19 protein-coding genes are annotated in these 17978 nt (G+C 69.2%); 2 read left to right on the top strand and 17 right to left on the bottom strand.

Annotated features, from left to right (window positions below; translation table 11 throughout):
• Positions 1-20 precede the first annotated feature (20 nt).
• Both OX958_RS12830 and OX958_RS12825 read left to right on the top strand, forming a co-directional pair.
• Positions 21-407: a BlaI/MecI/CopY family transcriptional regulator gene (locus OX958_RS12830; protein ID WP_270137543.1), complete on the top strand. Its 387-nt coding sequence runs from the start codon at positions 21-23 to the stop codon at positions 405-407.
• Complete coding sequence (locus OX958_RS12825; RefSeq protein ID WP_270137542.1) at positions 404-1309, top strand: M56 family metallopeptidase; 906 nt, start codon at positions 404-406, stop codon at positions 1307-1309. The genes OX958_RS12830 and OX958_RS12825 overlap by 4 nt, the downstream gene beginning before the upstream one ends.
• Before the next feature lie 166 nt (positions 1310-1475).
• On the opposite strand, the gene OX958_RS12820 is transcribed toward OX958_RS12825, so the two are convergent.
• From OX958_RS12820 to OX958_RS12740, 17 genes are all read right to left on the bottom strand, one after another.
• Positions 1476-2588: a threonine aldolase family protein gene (locus tag OX958_RS12820; RefSeq protein ID WP_270137541.1), complete on the bottom strand. Its 1113-nt coding sequence runs from the start codon at positions 2586-2588 to the stop codon at positions 1476-1478.
• A 2-nt stretch (positions 2589-2590) separates the two neighbouring features.
• On the bottom strand, positions 2591-3292 hold the full coding sequence (locus OX958_RS12815; protein WP_270137540.1) for an anti-sigma factor family protein: 702 nt from the start codon (positions 3290-3292) through the stop codon (positions 2591-2593).
• Positions 3289-3822: a sigma-70 family RNA polymerase sigma factor gene (locus OX958_RS12810; protein ID WP_270137539.1), complete on the bottom strand. Its 534-nt coding sequence runs from the start codon at positions 3820-3822 to the stop codon at positions 3289-3291. The genes OX958_RS12815 and OX958_RS12810 overlap by 4 nt, the downstream gene beginning before the upstream one ends.
• A 103-nt stretch (positions 3823-3925) precedes the next feature.
• Positions 3926-4948 (bottom strand): alcohol dehydrogenase, encoded by a 1023-nt coding sequence (locus OX958_RS12805; RefSeq protein WP_270137538.1) that lies wholly within the window; start codon positions 4946-4948, stop codon positions 3926-3928.
• Between the two features lie 75 nt (positions 4949-5023).
• Positions 5024-5599 (bottom strand): TetR/AcrR family transcriptional regulator, encoded by a 576-nt coding sequence (locus OX958_RS12800; RefSeq protein ID WP_270137537.1) that lies wholly within the window; start codon positions 5597-5599, stop codon positions 5024-5026.
• A gap of 49 nt (positions 5600-5648) precedes the next feature.
• Positions 5649-6053, bottom strand: a complete 405-nt coding sequence (locus tag OX958_RS12795; RefSeq protein ID WP_270137536.1) for a type II toxin-antitoxin system VapC family toxin — start codon at positions 6051-6053, stop codon at positions 5649-5651.
• A complete protein-coding gene (locus OX958_RS12790; RefSeq protein WP_270137535.1) occupies positions 6046-6339 on the bottom strand; it encodes a type II toxin-antitoxin system Phd/YefM family antitoxin in 294 nt (97 codons plus the stop codon). Before OX958_RS12790 ends, OX958_RS12795 begins: the two co-directional genes overlap by 8 nt.
• 32 nt (positions 6340-6371) lie before the next feature.
• A complete protein-coding gene (gene smc, locus OX958_RS12785) occupies positions 6372-9935 on the bottom strand; it encodes a chromosome segregation protein SMC (RefSeq protein ID WP_270137534.1) in 3564 nt (1187 codons plus the stop codon).
• Positions 9936-10130: 195 nt separating this feature from the next.
• Positions 10131-10331 carry a hypothetical protein gene (locus OX958_RS12780; protein WP_270137533.1) on the bottom strand — a complete coding sequence of 67 codons (201 nt, stop codon included), beginning with the start codon at positions 10329-10331 and terminating at the stop codon, positions 10131-10133.
• A 133-nt stretch (positions 10332-10464) separates the two neighbouring features.
• Positions 10465-11319, bottom strand: coding sequence for a bifunctional DNA-formamidopyrimidine glycosylase/DNA-(apurinic or apyrimidinic site) lyase (gene mutM, locus OX958_RS12775; RefSeq protein ID WP_270137532.1), 855 nt, complete (start codon positions 11317-11319; stop codon positions 10465-10467).
• Positions 11320-11325: 6 nt separating this feature from the next.
• A complete protein-coding gene (gene rnc / locus OX958_RS12770; protein ID WP_270137531.1) occupies positions 11326-12072 on the bottom strand; it encodes a ribonuclease III in 747 nt (248 codons plus the stop codon).
• A 14-nt stretch (positions 12073-12086) separates the two neighbouring features.
• Positions 12087-12278: a 50S ribosomal protein L32 gene (gene rpmF, locus OX958_RS12765; RefSeq protein ID WP_270137530.1), complete on the bottom strand. Its 192-nt coding sequence runs from the start codon at positions 12276-12278 to the stop codon at positions 12087-12089.
• 75 nt (positions 12279-12353) lie between these two features.
• Entirely contained in the window at positions 12354-12866 is a 513-nt protein-coding gene (locus tag OX958_RS12760; protein ID WP_270137529.1) for a YceD family protein, read from the bottom strand.
• Positions 12867-13005: 139 nt separating this feature from the next.
• Complete coding sequence (gene coaD, locus OX958_RS12755; RefSeq protein WP_270137528.1) at positions 13006-13476, bottom strand: pantetheine-phosphate adenylyltransferase; 471 nt, start codon at positions 13474-13476, stop codon at positions 13006-13008.
• Positions 13469-14032 carry a 16S rRNA (guanine(966)-N(2))-methyltransferase RsmD gene (gene rsmD, locus OX958_RS12750; RefSeq protein WP_270137527.1) on the bottom strand — a complete coding sequence of 188 codons (564 nt, stop codon included), beginning with the start codon at positions 14030-14032 and terminating at the stop codon, positions 13469-13471. Before rsmD ends, coaD begins: the two co-directional genes overlap by 8 nt.
• Positions 14029-16272 carry an ATP-dependent DNA helicase RecG gene (gene recG, locus OX958_RS12745; protein WP_270137526.1) on the bottom strand — a complete coding sequence of 748 codons (2244 nt, stop codon included), beginning with the start codon at positions 16270-16272 and terminating at the stop codon, positions 14029-14031. Before recG ends, rsmD begins: the two co-directional genes overlap by 4 nt.
• On the bottom strand, positions 16269-17927 hold the full coding sequence (locus OX958_RS12740; RefSeq protein WP_270137525.1) for a DAK2 domain-containing protein: 1659 nt from the start codon (positions 17925-17927) through the stop codon (positions 16269-16271). Before OX958_RS12740 ends, recG begins: the two co-directional genes overlap by 4 nt.
• Positions 17928-17978: the final 51 nt, after the last annotated feature.

The following is a 17978-nucleotide window of genomic DNA, read 5'->3' as shown; positions in this document are numbered from 1 at the left end:
CGTGTAGTTACACTGGTCACATGCCCACCGACGAGAAGGCTCCCCGCCCGCTGGGCGACCTGGAGCGGCTGGTGATGGAGCAGCTCTGGGCCGCCGACGGCGCGCTCACGGTGCGCGAGGTGCACGAGCGCCTGTCCGGCACCCGGGAGCTGGCCTACACCACCGTGATGACCGTGCTGGACCGGCTGGCGAAGAAGCAGCTGACCGAGCGCGAGCGAGCCGGCAAGGCCTGGCAGTACAAGGCCGCCGCGCCGCGCGAGGAGATGGCCGCCGACCTGATGCGGGACGCGCTGGACCGGGCCGGTGACCGCCGCGAGGCGCTGGTCCGATTCGTCGGGCAGGTCAGTGATGAGGAGGCAGCGCTGCTCCGCGACGCGCTGGCTCGGCTGGAGGCGCGGGACGGGTGATCACTCCCCTCCTGCTGGCCGCCCTGGCCCTGGTGCTCGCCGGGCCGGTCCCGGCGTTCATGGGTCGGGCAGCTTGGCCGTACCGCGTACCCCGGGCCGCGATCGCCCTCTGGCAGTCGATTTCGATCGCCGCGGTACTGGCGGCCTTCGGGGCCGGGCTCTCCTTGTCGTACTCGACAGCAGGCCAGCCGGGTGAGCCGCGGTTCGACCCGTCGTCACCACGGGACCTGACGGCCGCACTGGTGCTCGCACTGACGGCCATGGTCGGCATCAGGCTGCTGTGGTCGGCTGGGCGGGTGGCCATCGGGACCAGGGCACGTCGTAGGCGTCACCGCGATCTGGTCGACGTACTGGCGACGCCGGACGGACTGATCCCAGGTCTTCGGGTGCTGGCCGAGGAGACACCGCTCGCCTACTGCCTGCCGGCGATCCGCGGGTCCAGGGTGGTCGTGTCGGTGGGCGCGCTCGACAGGCTCGACGACGGCGAACTGCGCGCGGTACTGGCCCACGAGCAGGCTCACCTGCGAGCGCGGCACGACCTGGTACTGGAGGCCTTCACCGCACTTCACAGGGCCTTTCCCCGCTTCGTGCGAAGTGATGTGGCCCTGGAGCAGGCGCGCACACTGGTGGAACTGCTCGCCGACGACGATGCCCGTCGCCGCAACGGCTCACTGCCGCTGGCGCGGGCACTGGTCGCTCTGGCCGGCTCCACTGCACCAGAGGCCGGCCTGGCGATGGCCAAGTCGGCCACAGTCCTCCGGGTCCAGCGCCTGGCCGATCCCGAGCCCAACTCCACACTGCTGGCAGTCACGGCCTACACAGCTGCCGTGCTGCTCCTGGTCGTGCCCACCTTCACCGTCGCCGCACCGATCGTGCGGGCGGTCGTCGACGCCGTCAACTAAAACAAGCCCTAGTGGCCTATGCCTCTGCCTTCACCTCTTGCGACCGCCAGCAGGACGAGGCCTGACAGGACCAGCAGGACGACCATGGTGATGACGAACGTCAGCACAGAACTACTTCTCCCCATTGCGTTGCCGTACAAAGAACCTCACACGCAGTGCGACGAACTCACCCGTCGAGAAGTTCCCCGTAGGCCTTGGTCACTTCGTCGACACGCCACTGCAGCGTGCCCGGCGTGACCACCAGCTCCGTCCACGACCACCCCGGTACGTCGGCCGCCCGCCAGGTCCAGCCGAGCGACTCGCGGGTCGCCTCCATCCGGCGTACGGCGGCGAACTCCAGTTGCTCGGCCGGCCGCGGCGCGAAGAGCCGGAACGAATTGGTGTGCGGCGGCTCAGGGAAGACCCGGAATCCCTTGCTCTGCAGGGCTTCTGCCAGCTCGACAGCATGCGCGTGCAGGTCGCCCATCTGCGGCAGGACGGTTCGCAGACCCTCACGGGCGGAGACGGCGTACGGGAAGAGGGTGTAGAGGTTGCCGCCGAGCCTGCGCTGCCAGCGGCGTACCTCTGCGATCACATCAGCCGGCCCGGCGAGCGCAGCTCCGCTCAAGCCACCGAGGCCTTTGTAGAAGGACACGTAGACAGTGGTAGCGAGTGCGGCGACCTCTGCCAGGTCATGCTCGAGGTACGGCGTGCTCTCCCACAGGCGAGCGCCGTCGAGGTGCAGTGGAACCCCACGCGCTTCACAGGCTGCAGCGAACACCACTAGCTCGTCCCAGCTCGGCAGCACGAACCCGGCATCCCGCAACGGCAGCTCCAGCGTCACAGCGGCCAGCTTCCCCGGGATGGCGGCGAGCTCGTCCGGCCGGGGCTGTCGCGGCTCAGAGGTCATCCGCTCCGGCCGTAGGTGGTGCACTTCCTCCAGCGCGTTCAACTCGTGCACCAGCAAGTGCGACAACCCGTGTACTGCAACGCGCTGCGTCCCGGCGCGGTCTGCGAAGACACGAAGCACGCTCTGTTGCGCCAGGATGCCAGTGGGCAGGAACACGGCGGCAGGCTTGCCAAGCAGCTCGGCGACCTCCTGCTCGAGTACTGCGACCTCGCCGCCGGCGCCGTAGCCGTCCCGCTCCGCCTCGGTCGCCGCGTCGGCAAGCGCCCGCAGCGCGTCGGCCGGCGGGACACGGCGGCCCGACAACCAGCGAGTGCAGTCGGCAGCCGCGGCCTTGCGGCGCGCGGCGAGATCCTCGGAGGCCTCAGTGGTCGGGTAGTTCACGGTGTCCATCCTCAGATCGGGGTGGTGACCACGTGCTCGCCTTGGACAGTCTTGATCTCGACCGACTTCACCTGGTCGAGCGGCACCAGTACCCCGCCACTGAACCGGCTGCCCTCCCGGGCGGCTTTCTCCGAGATCACCCAGCTGCCGGCGACGTAGACCTTGCCCGCCCTGTCGGTTACCAGCATCTCGCAGACGGCACCGGCCTTCATGTTGGTCAGCTGGACGTTGACCCAGGCCCATCCGTTCCGTGGCTCGACAGTGGTCGCCATCGTCACATTGGTGGCCGCGTCGGTCGCCGTCGCTTGCTTGGAGCCGGCCGGAGGCGCAGTACTGGCGGATTCGATGTCGACGGACTGCCTGCCAATCAGTACTCCGCCGCCCAGTGCTCCGGCGACCAGTACGACAGCCGCGGCCGCCAGCAGCCACGGACTCCGCTTCCGGGAGCTACCAGGCTGCGCAGTCGCAGGAGCAGCTACTGAACGGACCTCACGCAGTGTCCGCTGCAGCAGCAGGTCACCATCGTCCGGCGCTCCGTCCAGGAACGCCTCGGGCGGCACCTCGCCGAGAAGCTCCTTCAGCTCCTCGAACTCGGCCAGCTCGTCGCGCGCCGCCGCGCAACCGGACAGATGCTGATCGACCTCGCGGAGTTCGTCCGGCGCCAGCGCGCCCAACGCGTAGGCGCCGAGCCGCGAGTGATCGTGCTCGCTCATCGGGCCACCTCCGCTTCCGGTCCCGCCATCACCGCGCGGAGCGCTCGGAGGGCGTAGTGCGATCTCGATTTCACCGTACCGGGCGGGACGCCCAGCTCCGTCGCGGCCTCCGTCACCGACCGGCCCCGGTAGTACAGCTGCACCAGCACCTCGCGATGCTCGGGCGACACCTGGTCGAGTGCGTCGAGCACCACCATCGTGTTCAGCACCGCCTCGGAGTGATCGCCCTCCACCGGCGGCCGGTCCTCGACCTCCGCCACCTCGGCGGGCCGGGCCGCTCGCGCCCTGGCCCGATCGGTGACGAGGTTCCGGGCGACCGTGAGCAGCCAGCCGCGGACCGATCCCTTGCCGTCGACCAGATCGTCGGCATGTTTCCACGCCCGGACCAGAGTCTCCTGGACGACGTCCTCCGCGGCTGCCATGTCCCCCGTCAGCCGGGTCGCGTAGGCCAGCAGGCTGCGGCCGTGCTCGGCGTACAGGGAACGGATCAGCGCCTCGGCCGCGTCGGGACGGCGGTCCGTGCCAGTCACCGCAGTCCTCCCGGCCTCGATCGCAGTGGTCGATCGTACGATAGGGGATCTGCTATCGACGGGCCCGGCTGGGCCGCTACCTCACCGGGCTGCTCCGGGTGGATCAGCGGTCGACGGTGAGGACCATGCGGAAGCGGGCGGCGCCGGACAGCATCCGGGCGTAGGCGTCGGCCGCCTTCTCCAGCGGCACCTCCTCGACCATCGGACGGACGCCGTGGGCGAGGCTGAAGGCGAGGTTCTCCTCGTTCTCCAGCGGGGTGCCGGTCAGCGAACCCTCGATCCGCTTGCCGCCGAACAGCAACTGGACGGTCGGGACCTCGATCGGGTCCATCGCGGCGCCGACCACCATCAAGGTGCCGCCGCGGACCAGTCCGTCGATCAGCGACGACATCGAGGCGCCGCTGGAGGCGGTCGGGATGATCACCTTGGCGCCGCCCAGATCCTGCAGCGCCGCGGCCTGGTCGACCGCCGAGCTGTCGATGTACTCCGCTGCGCCGAGCTGCAGCGCGAGTTCCCGCTTGTCCTCGCCCCGAGCGATCGCGACCACCCGCAGACCGAGCTTGGCGGCGTACTGGATGGCGAGGTGGCCGAGGCCGCCGATGCCCTGGATCGCCACCAGGTCGCCGGGCCACAGGTCCGACTTGAGCAGCGCGTTGTAGACGGTGATGCCGGCACACAGCAACGGCGCTGCCTCGACCGCACTGAACTCCTCCGGTACGGCGACCAGCCCGCTCGCGCGGGTCGTCACGTACTCCGCGTAGCCGCCGTCGATCGAGTCACCGAGGATCTGCTGGTCGGTGCAGTAGACGAACTCACCGCGGCGGCACGCCTCACACACGCCGCAGTGGCCACCGAAGTAGCCGACGCCGACCCGCTGGCCGACCGACCACGTGGTCACTCCGGCGCCGAGCTCGTCGACCCGCCCGACCACCTCGTGGCCCGGGACGATCGGCGTACCGGCGGGGTGGTGGTGGAACAGGTTGCCGACCCCGACGGAGTCGCTGCGGCAGATCCCGCACGCCTCGACGGCGATCCGGACCTCGCCCGGCCCCGGGGCGGTCAGTTCTCGCTCGGCGAGCGCGAAGACGCCCTCGGTGGCTTGGACAACGCGATAGGTGCTGGACATCTACTGTTCCTTAAGACGGTCGGTCATCTTATATACGTCAAATGAAAGCCCCTCCGACGAGGGGCTGCGGTTTCGTCAGGCCGTGAACAGGCCGGCGAAGGTCAGCTCGAAAAAGCTGTCGAACACCTTGGCATCCTTGTAGGCACGGGCCTGGATCAGCGTTCCCTCCCAGGCGCTCAGCAGGTACCGCGCGGTCTGCTCCGCATCGAGCTCCGAACGAATGGCGCCGGCCTCCTGACCTTCGGCGATGGCCCCGGCCAGCAACCCGGTCCAGGCTTCCAGACCGGCCTTGACCCCACCCCTGATCGGTTCGCTGTGATCCACGATCTCGGTCCCGAAGTTCCCCAGCAGACATCCCCGGGTGATCCCGAACGCGACCACCTCGTCCCGCAAGAACTCGAAGTGCTTCCGGATCCGAGCCACCGGCTCGACGGAGCTGTCCGCGAGATCCCCCAGCCGCCGCCCCACGCCGTACCGCTCCAGCGCCACGATCGCCAGCGCTTCCTTGCTCTCGAAGTGGTTGTAGAACGACCCCTTCGGCACCCCGGCCCGATCGGTGATGTCCTTCACGGCCGCCGCGTTGAACCCGCGTTCGTGAAACTGAGCCAGCGCCGCCTCGACGATCTCTTCCCGCATACTCCGCCTCGCCATGTTCCCAATATGACCGCCCGTCTTAGATAAGTCAAACGGCCTGAGTTCGTCAGACCGCTACGACGGTGAGGACGTCCTCAAGGCCTTTGAAGTCCTTGGGGTTGCGGGTGTACAACGGCAGGCCTCTGGTGGAGGCAATAGCGGCGATCATCAGGTCCATCCGCCGAGGCCGTGGATCGCGACCGGCGGAGACCACCAGCGCCACCAGCGTGCCGTAACGTGACGCCGCATCTCCGTCGAAGGGCAGCGGATCGAAGGCGGACACAGCAGCCCCGAGCTTCTCGGTCCGGGTAGCTCTGGTCGCTGCACCCTTGGCCATCGCGATGCCCTGGTGAAGCTCCGCCAAGGTTACAGAGGTCAACTCCGGATACTCCGGCAGATCGCTGACCTCCAGCAGATCGAGATCTATATAGACGCAAGTGTCCAGTACGCCACTGCCCGATCTATCAACCACGGTCGCGCTCCCAAGGGTCGGAGCCGGTCGAATCATCGCCGATGCGGTCCTCGCCACCGAAGAACTCGTCGGCATCCCGGCGGAGTTGAGCAGCATCCACCCGCGGCAGCCTTCGGTGCTGAGCAATCAGTTCCTCAGCGGTCGGTCGTGGCCGGCGGCGACTGAGCGGGCGCAACTCGGCGACCTCAGTACCGTTCCGGGTGATGTGGTACGTCTCCCCCGCCTCGACGGAGTCCATCACCGCGGCGGAATGATTCCGGAACTCACGTTGTGTGATGATTTTCATGAGACCAGCGTAGCCTCATGAGACACACTGCGCTACGCGGGTTCGGTTTCGCGGATCCGCTGGGAGATGACCGCGGAGACTCCGTCGCCTCGCATCGTGACGCCGTAGAGGGCGTCGGCGACCTCCATGGTGCGCTTCTGGTGGGTGATGACCAGGAGCTGGCTGTTCTCGCGGAGCTCTTCGTAGATCTCCAGCAGGCGGCCGAGGTTGGTGTCGTCCAGGGCCGCCTCGACCTCGTCGAGGATGTAGAACGGCGAGGGGCGGGCCTTGAACAGGGCCACCAGGAAGGCGACCGCGACCAGCGAGCGCTCACCGCCGGAGAGCAGTGAGAGGCGCTTGACCTTCTTGCCCGGTGGGCGGGCCTCGACGTCGATCCCGGTGTTGAGCATGTCGCTCGGGTCGGTCAGTACGAGCCGGCCCTCGCCGCCGGGGAACAACCGGCTGAAGACGTGCTGGAAGGCGACCTCGACGTCACGGTAGGCCTCGGTGAAGACCTGCTCGACCCGGTCGTCGACCTCCTTGACGATGTCCATCAGGTCGCGGCGGGACTTCTTCAGGTCCTCGAGCTGCTCGGCGAGGAAGCGGTGCCGCTCCTCCATCGCGTCGAACTCCTCCAGCGCGAGCGGGTTGATCCGGCCCAGCTGGTTGAGCGCGCGTTCGGCGGTCTTCAGCCGCTTCTGCACCTTCGCCCGGTCGAACGGCTCACCCTCGCGCTCGACCGTGTTGTCGTCGCCGTCCTTGGCGGGCGGCGGCACCAGCTGATCCGGCCCGTACTCCGCGACGAGCGCCTCCACCTCGGTCCCGAGCTCACCCAGCGCCTTCTCGTAGAGGGCTTCCAAACGCATCTTCTGCTCGGCCCGCGCCAGCGCGTCGCGGTGCACGGTGTTGGTGAGCTGCTCCAGCTCGCTGCTCAGGTTTCGGGTGGCGGAGCGAGCCTGCGCCAGGGCCTGCTCGCGCTCGGCCCGCTGCGCCTGGATGGCCGATCGCTCGGTGGCCGCCAGCTGCAGCGAGCTCTCCAGCCGGGCCAGCACGTGCCCCGCGGCCAGGTGAACGGCCTGCGCGGCCTCGGACTGACGGGCCCGCCGGGTCGCCCGAGCGATCGCCCGGGCCCGGGCCTCCCGCTCTTGCCGAGCCGCACGCTCCAGCGAGTCCGCTCGACCGGACAACGCCCGGGCGCGCTCCTCGGTGGTCCGCAGCGCGAGTCGCGCTTCCATCTCGCTCGCCCGGCCGGCCTTGGCCGCCTCGGCGAGCCGGTCGCGCTCGGTCGGGTCAGGCTCGTCGCCCTCGTCGTCGCCGTACTGCTCGACGTCGCTGAGCCGCTTCTCCAGGTCGGCGAGACCGGACAGGTTCTTGTCTCGCTCGGCCTCGGCCGCGGCGATCGCCTCGGCCATCCGCTGGGCTTCACCCCGCGACGCCTTCGCGAGCGATCCGAACTGGGCCAGCTGTTCCGCGACCGCGGCCATCGAGGCGTCCGACTCGTGCAGCCGGGCCAGCGCGATCTCGACGGACTGCTTCTGGCTCGTCCGCTCGCTCTCCATCTGAGCCAGCTCGAACCGCAACCGCTCACTGCGGGCCGTGGCCTCGGTGAGCTTCTCGGTGGCCTCGTCGACCGCCGACTGCACCTCGATCAGGCTCGGAGCAGCGTCAGAACCGCCGTACGCGAAGTGCGCACCCAGTACGTCGCCCGCCCGGGTCGCCGTCGTGATGTCGGGCAGGTGCTGCACCAGGTCGCGTGCCGCCGGCACGTCCTCGACCACCGCGACCTTGCGCAGCAGCCGGCGAAGCGCAGGACGCAATGTCGCCGGGCACTCGACCACGTCGACCGCGTACGTCGCGCCGGGCGGCAGGGAGGGCCAGCTCGCGTAGTCGTCGGCCGGGGCGTCGCCGAGCAGCATCCCGGCGCGGCCGAGGTCATGCTCCTTGAGGTGCCCGACAGCGTCGAGGGCGGCCTGCGTGTGCGTGACGGCGACCGCGTCAGCGGCCTCGCCCAGAGCGGCAGCGATCGCGGTCTCGTAGCCGGCGCGGACACTCAGCAGCGCGGCAACGGAGCCCATCAGGCCGGTGATCTGCTCCGAGGCGGCCAGCAGAGCGCCGGCGCCGTCCTTGCGGTTGAGGCCCATCTCCAGGGCGTCCTTGCGAGCGGTCAGCCCGGCTCGCTCCCGCTCGGCGTCCCGCTCCTCGGCGCGGAGCTTGGTGAGGCGCTCGTCCAGCTCGTCGAGGACGCTCTGGGCCGCTTCGTACTCCTCGTCCAGCCCTCGCTCGCCGGCGTCGAGCCCAGCCACCTGGGTCTCGAGCGCGGTGAAGTCGTGCTGTGCCTTCGCGGCGCGGGCCTCGGCCTCGCTCCGGTTGCTGGCGAGCCGGCCGATCTCGGACTCGGCGGCGGACGCGCGGCTCTTCAGCGCGTTCACCTGGCCGGTCAGCCGGGCCATGCCCTCACGCCGGTCGGCGGCGGCCCGGATCAGGGCCGCGATCCGCCGCTCCTCCTCGGCGTGCTCGGCCTCCAGCTGCTGCCGCTGCTCGATCGCCTGCTGCAGCAGCTCGGAGTGCGCCTCGACCTCGGCCTCGATCTGCGCCTCGGTCTCACGGACCCGGGCCGCTTCCAGCTCGAGCTCCTCCGGATCGCGCCCGCTGCGCGACTCCTCGGCCTCGTCGTTGAGTGATCGGATCCGGTCCGCGGCGATCCGGGCGGTGCCCTTGATCTTCTCGCCGAAGCCGGACAGCGAGTACCAGGTGTCCTGCGCTGCCTGCAGGGCGGGCGCGTCGGTCCGCAGCGCGTCCTCGAGCTCGGCCTCCATCTCCCGTGCCTCGCGCAGCGCGGCCTCGATCTGGGAGCGCTTCTCGGTCAGTGCCGCCTCGTCCTTGAGCTCGGCCTCGAGCGCGGACTGGGCCTGCACGATGTCGTCGGCGAGCAGCCGGGACCGGCCGTCGCGAACCTCGGCCTGAATGGTCACCGCCCGGCGCGCCACCTCCGCTTGGCGCCCGAGCGGCTTCAGCTGACGGCGGATCTCCGCGATCAGGTCGCCGAGGCGGTGCACATTGCCCTCGGTCGACTCCAGCTTGCGGAGCGCCTTCTCCTTGCGTTTGCGGTGCTTCAGCACCCCCGCGGCTTCCTCGACGAAGCCGCGGCGCCCCTCAGGGGTGGCGCGCAGGATCGAGTCGAGCTGGCCCTGGCCGACGATGACGTGCATCTCCCGGCCGATCCCGGAGTCGCTGAGCAGCTCCTGGACGTCGAGCAGCCGGCAGTTCTGGCCGTTGATCTGGTAGTCCGACCCGCCGTTGCGGAACATCGTCCGCGAGATGGTGACCTCGGCGAACTCGATCGGCAGAGCGCCGTCGGAGTTGTCGATGGTCAGCACCACCTCGGCGCGGCCCAGCGGGGCGCGGCCGGAGGTACCGGCGAAGATGACGTCCTCCATCTTGCCGCCACGCAGGGACTTGACGCCCTGCTCGCCCATCACCCAGGACAGGCCGTCGACGACGTTGGACTTCCCGGAGCCGTTGGGACCGACGATGCAGGTGATCCCCGGCTCGAAGTTCATCGTCGTCGCCGACGCGAAAGACTTGAAACCCTTCAGAGTCATGCTCTTCAGGTACAAGACGAAGCTCCCAACCCGTGGAAAAGGACAGACGATACCGACGGAACCGTCGTAACTGCTCGTGACGCTGCCGCTACCCGGGGGAAGTAGTTCCGGTCATAACTGTACCCAGACCGAACAGGAAACCGGCGGAGGCCCGGACGGGGGCCGCCGCCGTCTGTGGTGCGGTCGGTGATTTGGTGCGGCTTTGGTCGGTCAGACCGAAGCGGGCTCGCGCAAAGCCTCGTCCACGGTAAGTAGACGACCGTCGTGTACGGCTGCGACCAGATGGTCGTTCTCAGCCTGCAGGCGCATCACGTGCGCCTCCAGATCGGCGACACGCCGGTTGAGCAGACGTACCTGCTCGAGCATGCGCGGGTCAGTGCCTCCAAGGTGCCCTAAAAGAGCCTTGGCCATTGTGCTGTCCTCCGGAAGGGTTCTGGCAGGTGGCGCCCCTGGTCCGCGGAGCGCAAAATTGTGTGCCGTCTTTCAGGGTGACACCGGGATGCAGTTGGGTCAACCTGGGCTACTTTAATTAACGGTTTCCCGCTCACCACCGGGCGTGTCGTGGCACCGGCTGACATTTCGGGCAGCGGAACGACGAACGGTTCATGAACGCCTCGCGACGGATCGGACGGCCGTCGCGCGGACACGGCGAGCCTTCCTGGCCGTAGACCGCGAGACCCCGCTCGAAGTAGCCCGATTCCCCGTTCACGTTGACGTACAGGGCGTCGAAGGAGGTTCCGCCGACGGCCAGCGCCTCCCCCATCACCGCCCTGGCATGACCGAGCAGTTCCCTTGCCTGCAAGGGTTTCAGCGTCTCGGTCGCCTTCGCGTAGTGCAGTTTCGCCCGCCACAGGGCCTCGTCGGCATAGATGTTCCCGACGCCGCTGACCAGCGTCTGGTCGAGCAACGCGCGTTTCACGCCGGTCTTCTTCCGCCGCAGCGCCGCGACGAACAGGTCCTCGTCGAACAGGGGATCGAACGGATCCCGGGCGATGTGGGCGATCTCCCCGGGCAGCTCGGCGCCGCCTTCGGAGTACGACAGGCCGCCGAACATCCGCTGGTCCAGAAACCGGACCTCTCCGCCGTCGTCGGCGAACCGGAGGCGGATCCGCAGATGTTTGTCGTCCGGCGCGCCGACCGGTTGGACCCGGAACTGCCCGCTCATCCCGAGATGCGCCAGGACGGCGTCCCCGGACTCCAGCGGCAGCCACAGGTACTTCCCGCGCCGCGCCGGGGCGGCGAAGGTCTGGCCCTTGAGCAAGGCGGCGAAGTCGTCGGGCCCGGCCAGGTGCCGGCGCACCGGCCGGGGGTGCAGCACCTCGACGGCGTCGATCGTCCGCCCGGTGGTGAAATCCGCGAGTCCGCGGCGAACGACCTCGACCTCGGGAAGCTCAGGCACCGGACGTCAGGGCTGCTGAGAAGGATCGATGCTGTCCGGGTGGGCTGCCCGGAGCGCCTTCCAGGCGGTCTCGGCGGCCTGCTGCTCGGCTTCCTTCTTGCTCCGGCCGATGCCGTGCCCGTAGGTGTCCGAGCCGATCCGGACCCGCGCCTCGAAGGTCTTGGCATGGTCGGGACCGGACTCCGCGATCACGTACTCCGGTACGCCGACGCCCAGTTGCGCGACCAGCTCCTGCAGACTGGTCTTCCAGTCCAGGCCGGCGCCCAGCCGTGCCGACGACTCCATCAGCTCGTCGAACAGGGTGTGCACGACGCCGCCCGCGACGTCGAAGCCGCGGTCCAGGTAGACTGCACCGATCAGGGCCTCGACACAGTCGGCCAGGATCGACGACTTGTCCCGCCCACCGGTGGCCTCCTCGCCACGGCCGAGCCGAAGGTACTTGCCCAGCTTCAGCTCGCGGGCAACCCCCGCCAGCGCGCGCATGTTGACCACAGCGGCGCGCAGCTTGGCGAGCCGGCCCTCGGAGAGGTCCGGATGGTTGCGGAACAACGACTCCGTGACGATGACGCCGAGCACGGAGTCCCCGAGGAACTCCAGCCGCTCATTGGTCGGCAACCCACCGTTCTCGTACGCGAACGAACGGTGGGTGAAGGCGTGCTCCAGTAAATTGTCAGCCAGCGATACGCCGAGCCGCTGGTTCAGCTCGGCGTAGAGCCCCCCGGTGGGGATTGACTCGTTGTTGGCAGAGTTCACTGGGTTATTGCCTGTTAGCTCTCTACGACCTGGCGACGCTCACCCTTGGCGCCGTACTGGCCGCAGGTGGGGCAAACGGTGTGCTGCAGGTGCTTGGCGCGGCAGGCGGGGTTCACGCAGGTGACCAGCGAGGGCGCGGTGGCCTTCCACTGGGCCCGGCGGTTCCGGGTGTTGCTGCGCGACATCTTCCGCTTCGGAACGGCCACGGTTATGACTCCTCGGTTCGGCCGGGGGCTTGCGACCCGGCCGGCTGGCTGGTGACTTGAAAGAACTATCGGGTACTACGGTCGTTCGTCCTGCGGGAGCAGGCCCTGCAGTGCTGACCAGCGCGAGTCCACATTCTCCTCGTGCTTGTGACCGGGCTCCTCCACCAGGCGCACCCCACACTCGGGGCACAGTCCCGGACAGTCGTCCGTGCACAGTGGCTGGAACGGTAGCGCGAGCACCACCTGGTCCCTCAGCGCCGGCTCGAGGTCGATCAGATCGCCCTCCATCCGGCTGGCCTCGTCGGGCTCGGCGTCGCTCTCCGGGTAGACATACAGTTCCTGGACGTCGGCGAGGAACTCGTCCTCGACATCGACCAGGCACCGTGCGCACTCCCCGACCAGCCGGCCACTGGCCGATCCGGTCACGAGCACCCCTTCGACCACCGCTTCCAGTCGTAGATCGAACTGGATCGGGTCGCCCTCGGGGACGCCGATCACATCGATCCCGAGATCCGCCGGAGCAACGGCCGTGAAGGAGACTTCGCGCTGGGACCCGGCGCGGCGTGACAGCTCGTGGGTATCGATCACGAGTGGGGACCGCGGGTCCAAGGCGCTCAGGACATCCCTTTCAGGCGTAGGCAGGCAAAATCTCGGTCTCAACAAGACCAGTGGACAACATTACCAACTCCGCACCGTCTGGCCCAATTCGGGGCCCGTCAGCGCGTCGCTAGAGCGCGGCGAGCAACTTCTCGTGCACCGACGGCGGCAGGAAGTCGGCCACCGGACCACCGAGTCTCGCAACTTCCTTGACCAGGCTGGAGGAGATGAACGCGTTCTCCGGCGCGGTCGGCAGGAACACCGTGTCGACGCCGGAGAGCCGGTGGTTCATCTGGGCCATCTGCAGCTCGTAGTCGTAGTCGGCACCAGACCGCAGCCCCTTGACGATCACCCCGGCGTTCTCGGCCCGGCAGTAGTCGACCAGCAGCCCGTCGAAGGTACCGACCCGGACGTTGGCGTACGGCGCCGCGATCTCGGTCAGCATCGCGATCCGCTCCTCGACGCCGAACAGCCGCTTCTTGGACTGGTTCACCCCGGTCGCGACGATCACCTCGTCGAAGGCGTCGGCCGCCCGGGCGATCACGTCCAGGTGCCCGTTGGTGGGTGGGTCGAAGGTGCCGGGGAACACAGCCCTACTCATGGCGGTGACCGTACCAAAGCCGGGCCTCGCCGTACTTGCGGTCGCGCAGCGCGGCGAACCCCTCGGGCCACTCCCACGGCTCCCGTTTGGCCCGCTCCACCACCACCACGGCGTCGTCGGCCAGCCAGCCGCCGGTCACCAGCGCGGTCAGCACGTCCTGCAGCTCGCCGGTTTCCAGCCGGTACGGCGGATCGGCGAAGACCAGATCCACCAGCCCTTCGGATTTGGGGCCTGAGGCAACCTTCTCGACCGGCCGGGTGAGCAGCACCGCCCCCGGCAGCCCGACCGCCTTGATGTTCGCCGTGATCACCTCGGCGGCCGTCCGGTCGGACTCGACCAGCACCACCCGCTTGGCCCCGCGGGACAGGGCTTCCAGGCCGACCGCGCCGGAACCGGCGTACAGGTCGAGCACCTGCAGGCCGTCGAACCCGCCGAACTCGGCTTCCAGGGAAGAGAAAAGCGCCTCCCGGACCCGGTCGGCGGTCGGTCTGGTTCCGATGCCAGGGGGGACGGCGATCCGCCGGCCACCGGCCACTCCTCCGACGATCCGGGTCATGTCTTCTCCAGGTAGTCGGTCGCTTCGGACGCCAGCGCGCTGCGCACGAAGGCGCGCAGTACCGGGTACTCGGCGAGTTCGGCGTCGACCGAGACGATCGAGTTCGCGACGTGCCGCGCGGTCAGGATGATCTCCTCGTCCCGCAGCACGCTCAGCAGTTTGAGACTGGTCCGGCGGCCGGACTGGGCCACCCCGAGGACGTCACCCTCCCGGCGGTTCTCCAGGTCGATCCTGGACAGCTCGAAGCCGTCCCCGGTCGACGCGACCGCATCGAGCCGGGCCCGCGACGGCGAAGCCGGCCAGGTGTCGGTGACCAGCAGGCAGAGCCCGGGGACCTTGCCCCGGCCGACCCGGCCGCGGAGCTGGTGCAGCTGCGAGATGCCGAACCGGTCGGCGTCCATGATCACCATCGTGGAGGCGTTCGGCACGTCCACGCCGACCTCGATCACGGTGGTCGCGATCAGCACGTCGATCTCGCCGGCGGCGAACCGCGACATCACCGAGTCCTTCTCGTCGGCCGGCAGCCGCCCGTGCAGGACCTCGACCCGCAGGTCGCCCAGCACCTGCTCGAGCACCTCCGCGACCTGGGTCACCGAGATGGCCGGCCGTGGTTTGCCCTTGGCGCCGCCCTCGTCCTCGGCGCCGGCCGCGAACTCACCTTCCTCGTCGCCGGCGTTCTTCACCTCGTCGCCGATCCGCGGGCAGACGACGTACGCCTGGTGGCCCTTCGCGACCTCCTCGCGGATCCGCTCCCAGGCGCGTTCCAGCCAGGCCGGCTTCTCCTTGGCCGGCACCACCGAGCTGGCGATCGGCGACCGGCCGGCCGGCAGCTCGGTCAGGGTGGAGACGGCCAGATCGCCGAAGACCGTCATCGCTACGGTCCGCGGGATCGGAGTCGCGGTCATCACCAGCGTGTGCGGCGTCGCGTCGCCCGACTTGGTGCTCAGCGCCGCGCGCTGCTCGACCCCGAACCGGTGCTGCTCGTCCACCACCACCAGGCCCAGATCGGCGAACTGCACCTTGTCCTCGAGCAGCGCGTGCGTGCCGACCACGATCCCGGCGGCGCCACTGGCCGCGTCCAGCATCGCCGTACGCCGGGCCGCGGCGTTCAGCGACCCGGTCAGCAGTCCCACCCGGGTCGCGTGCTCCGCGCCGCCGAGCATGCCCTGCTCGGCCAGCTCACCGAGCATCTTCGTCAGTGTCTTGTGGTGCTGCGTCGCGAGCACCTCGGTCGGGGCCAGCAGCACCGCCTGACCACCGGCGTCGACCACCGCAAGCATCGCCCGGAGCGCGACGACGGTCTTGCCGGAGCCGACCTCGCCCTGCAGCAGCCGGTGCATCGGGTGCGCCCGGGCCAGGTCGGCGAAGATCTCGTCGCAGACCTCGGCCTGCCCGGCGGTCAGCTCGAACGGCAGCCGCCGGTCGAACTCGTCCAGCAGACCGCCGGCCGTGCGCTCACGGGGTACGGCCTTCAGGGCGTCGGTGACGGCCCGGCGCTGCGCCAGGATCGTCTGCATCACCAGCGCCTCCTCGAACCGGAACCGCTTCTGCGCGAGCTCCCAGTCCTTCTCGGTCTCCGGCAGATGCACCTTCTGCAGCGCCTCGCGCAGGCCGATCAGGCCCTCCTTGCGCAGGATCAGCTCGGGGATCGGGTCGTCCAGCTCCTCGAGGTTGTCCAGCACGATCTTGAGGCTGCGCTCGATGGTGGCCGTCGGCAACTTCCCGCTGGCCGGGTAGAGCGGCCGGAACGGCTTGGCCCGGCGCTCGATCTCCTCCTCGCTCAGGTCCTCCTCGTCCAGCACCTCGGTGCCGGGGCCCTTGAGCTGCATGGTGTCGCGGAACATCGTCACCTCGCCCCAGAACAGCGCCGCCGTGCCGGCGGTCAGCTTGTTCACCAGCCAGGGCTGGTTGAAGAAGGCGAGTTCGAGATCGTTGCGGCCGTCGGTGACGACCACCTTGGTGATCGTCTTGTGCCGGCGGAACTTCTGCACCTCGTCCGGCCGGATCTCCTGCTTGGAGTCCAGCGAACGGACGGTGACCTTCTTGACCCGCCCGCTGACGGTCGCCTGGTCGCCGACCTCCAGTTCGTCGAACGGGGTCAGCTCACCCTTCTTCAGATAGCGCCGCGGATAGTGCCGCAGCAGCTCCCCGACGGTCTCGATCCCGAGCACGTCGGCGAAGGTCTTGGCCGTCTTCGCCCCGACGAAATCGCGGAGCTTACGGTCGATGTCGGTCTTCATTCCACCCCGATCAGCAACGGGTACCTGTCCTGACCACCGTCGTACACCACGACGTCGACATCTCGGCGAATCCGCCGCACGTGCCGCACCAGCGCCTCGACCAGTTCCGGATCGGCGTCCCGGCCGGTCACCACCGTCATCAGCTCGCCACCGCCGCCCAGCAGCCGGTCCACCACACCGGTCGCGGCAGTCGACAGATCATCGGTGATGAGCGTGAAGTCACCGTCCACGACGCCCAGCGCGTCACCGATCCGGCAGGTACCGGCCATCGTCCACGCGTCCTTGACGGCGATCGTGACCGCGCCATGGCGGGTCTGGCCGGCGGCGGCCGACAGCTGGACCACCGCGTCGTCGAAACTCCGCTCTGGGTCGTGAACCGCGATTGCCGCGAGCCCCTGGACCTGTGCGCGCGTCGGGATCACAGCCACCCGTACGCCGTCCTGCCGCGCCGCTGCGGCCGCCGCCTCGGCGACTGCGATGGAGTCGCTGTCGTTGGGCAGCACCACGATCTCCGGCGCACCGGACCGCTCTATCGCCTTCAGCAGCTCACCGGTCGAGCACCGGCGTCCGGGACCGCCCTGGATCACCACTGCGCCCGCTTCGGTGAACAGCGCAGCAAGGCCGTCGCCTGCCGCGACGGCGATCACCGCACGGTTGGGCACGGCTTTGCGGTGGGCCAGGTCGGCGAAGTGGGTGACACGGATCCGGTACGGCCGGCCGATCCCGATACCGAGCTCGATCGTGGCGCCGACGTCGTCGGTGTGCACGTGGACGTTCCAGAGCTCGTCGCCGCCCACCACCACGACCGAGTCGCCCAGTCCCGCGAGCTGCTTGCGGAAGTCGCCGATCCGCTCGTCCGGCGCCTCCAGCAAATACATCACCTCGTACGCCGGTCCGTCTGGATCCAGGTCGCTCCCGACCGCCCCGGGCAGCTCCGTCGGCGGCACCCGGGCAGGCACGCCGGAAGTCGCTGCTGGTGCCCGGCCGGACAAGACCGACTCCATGGACCCCAGGATGACGACCAGCCCGGCTCCACCGGCGTCCACGACACCTGCGCGGCGTAGTACCTCCAACTGCTCGGTCGTCTTGGTCAGCGCGACCCGTGCCGCCGCCACAGCCGCCAGGCAGACCTCCGCCAGGCTCTTGCCCGCGTTGGCCGCCTCCAGAGCCGCATTGGCGGCCTGCCGGGCGACAGTCAGCATGGTTCCCTCGACCGGCTGTGCCACAGCGCTGTAGGCAGCATCGGCCGCGAACGCCAGCGCATCCGCAAAGGCGGCAGCTTCGCTCATCCGTACATCCGCCAGCACAGCCCGCGTCTCCCCCGCGCCGGCCGCCTCGCCCGGGAGGTTCTCCGCCAGCCGGAGACCACACGCTCTGACCAGCTGCGACGTGATGACGCCGGAGTTGCCCCGAGCACCCAGCAGAGCGCCACGGCCGAAAGCCTGCACCGCCTCCGCGAAGGTCAGTTCGCCGTCGGGGAGGGCATCGCAAGCCGCCTCCCACGTCAGGTACAGGTTGGTGCCGGTGTCGCCGTCGGGGACCGGGTAGACGTTGAGCTCGTCGATCTCCGCCCGGGCACGCCCGAGCTCGAACAGCGCAGTACGGGCCCAAGCTCGTAGTACCGCCGTCGTCAGCACCTCTGCACGCACATCCACGCCGGGAAGGCTAACCGGTTCTGATGATTACTATGAGGGGTGCTCGCTTCG

The organism is Kribbella sp. CA-293567, assembly GCF_027627575.1.
Taxonomy (GTDB): Bacteria; Actinomycetota; Actinomycetes; order Propionibacteriales; family Kribbellaceae; genus Kribbella.
Note: the sequence above shows the minus strand (reverse complement) of the source record. Positions and strands in the feature narration are given on the sequence as shown.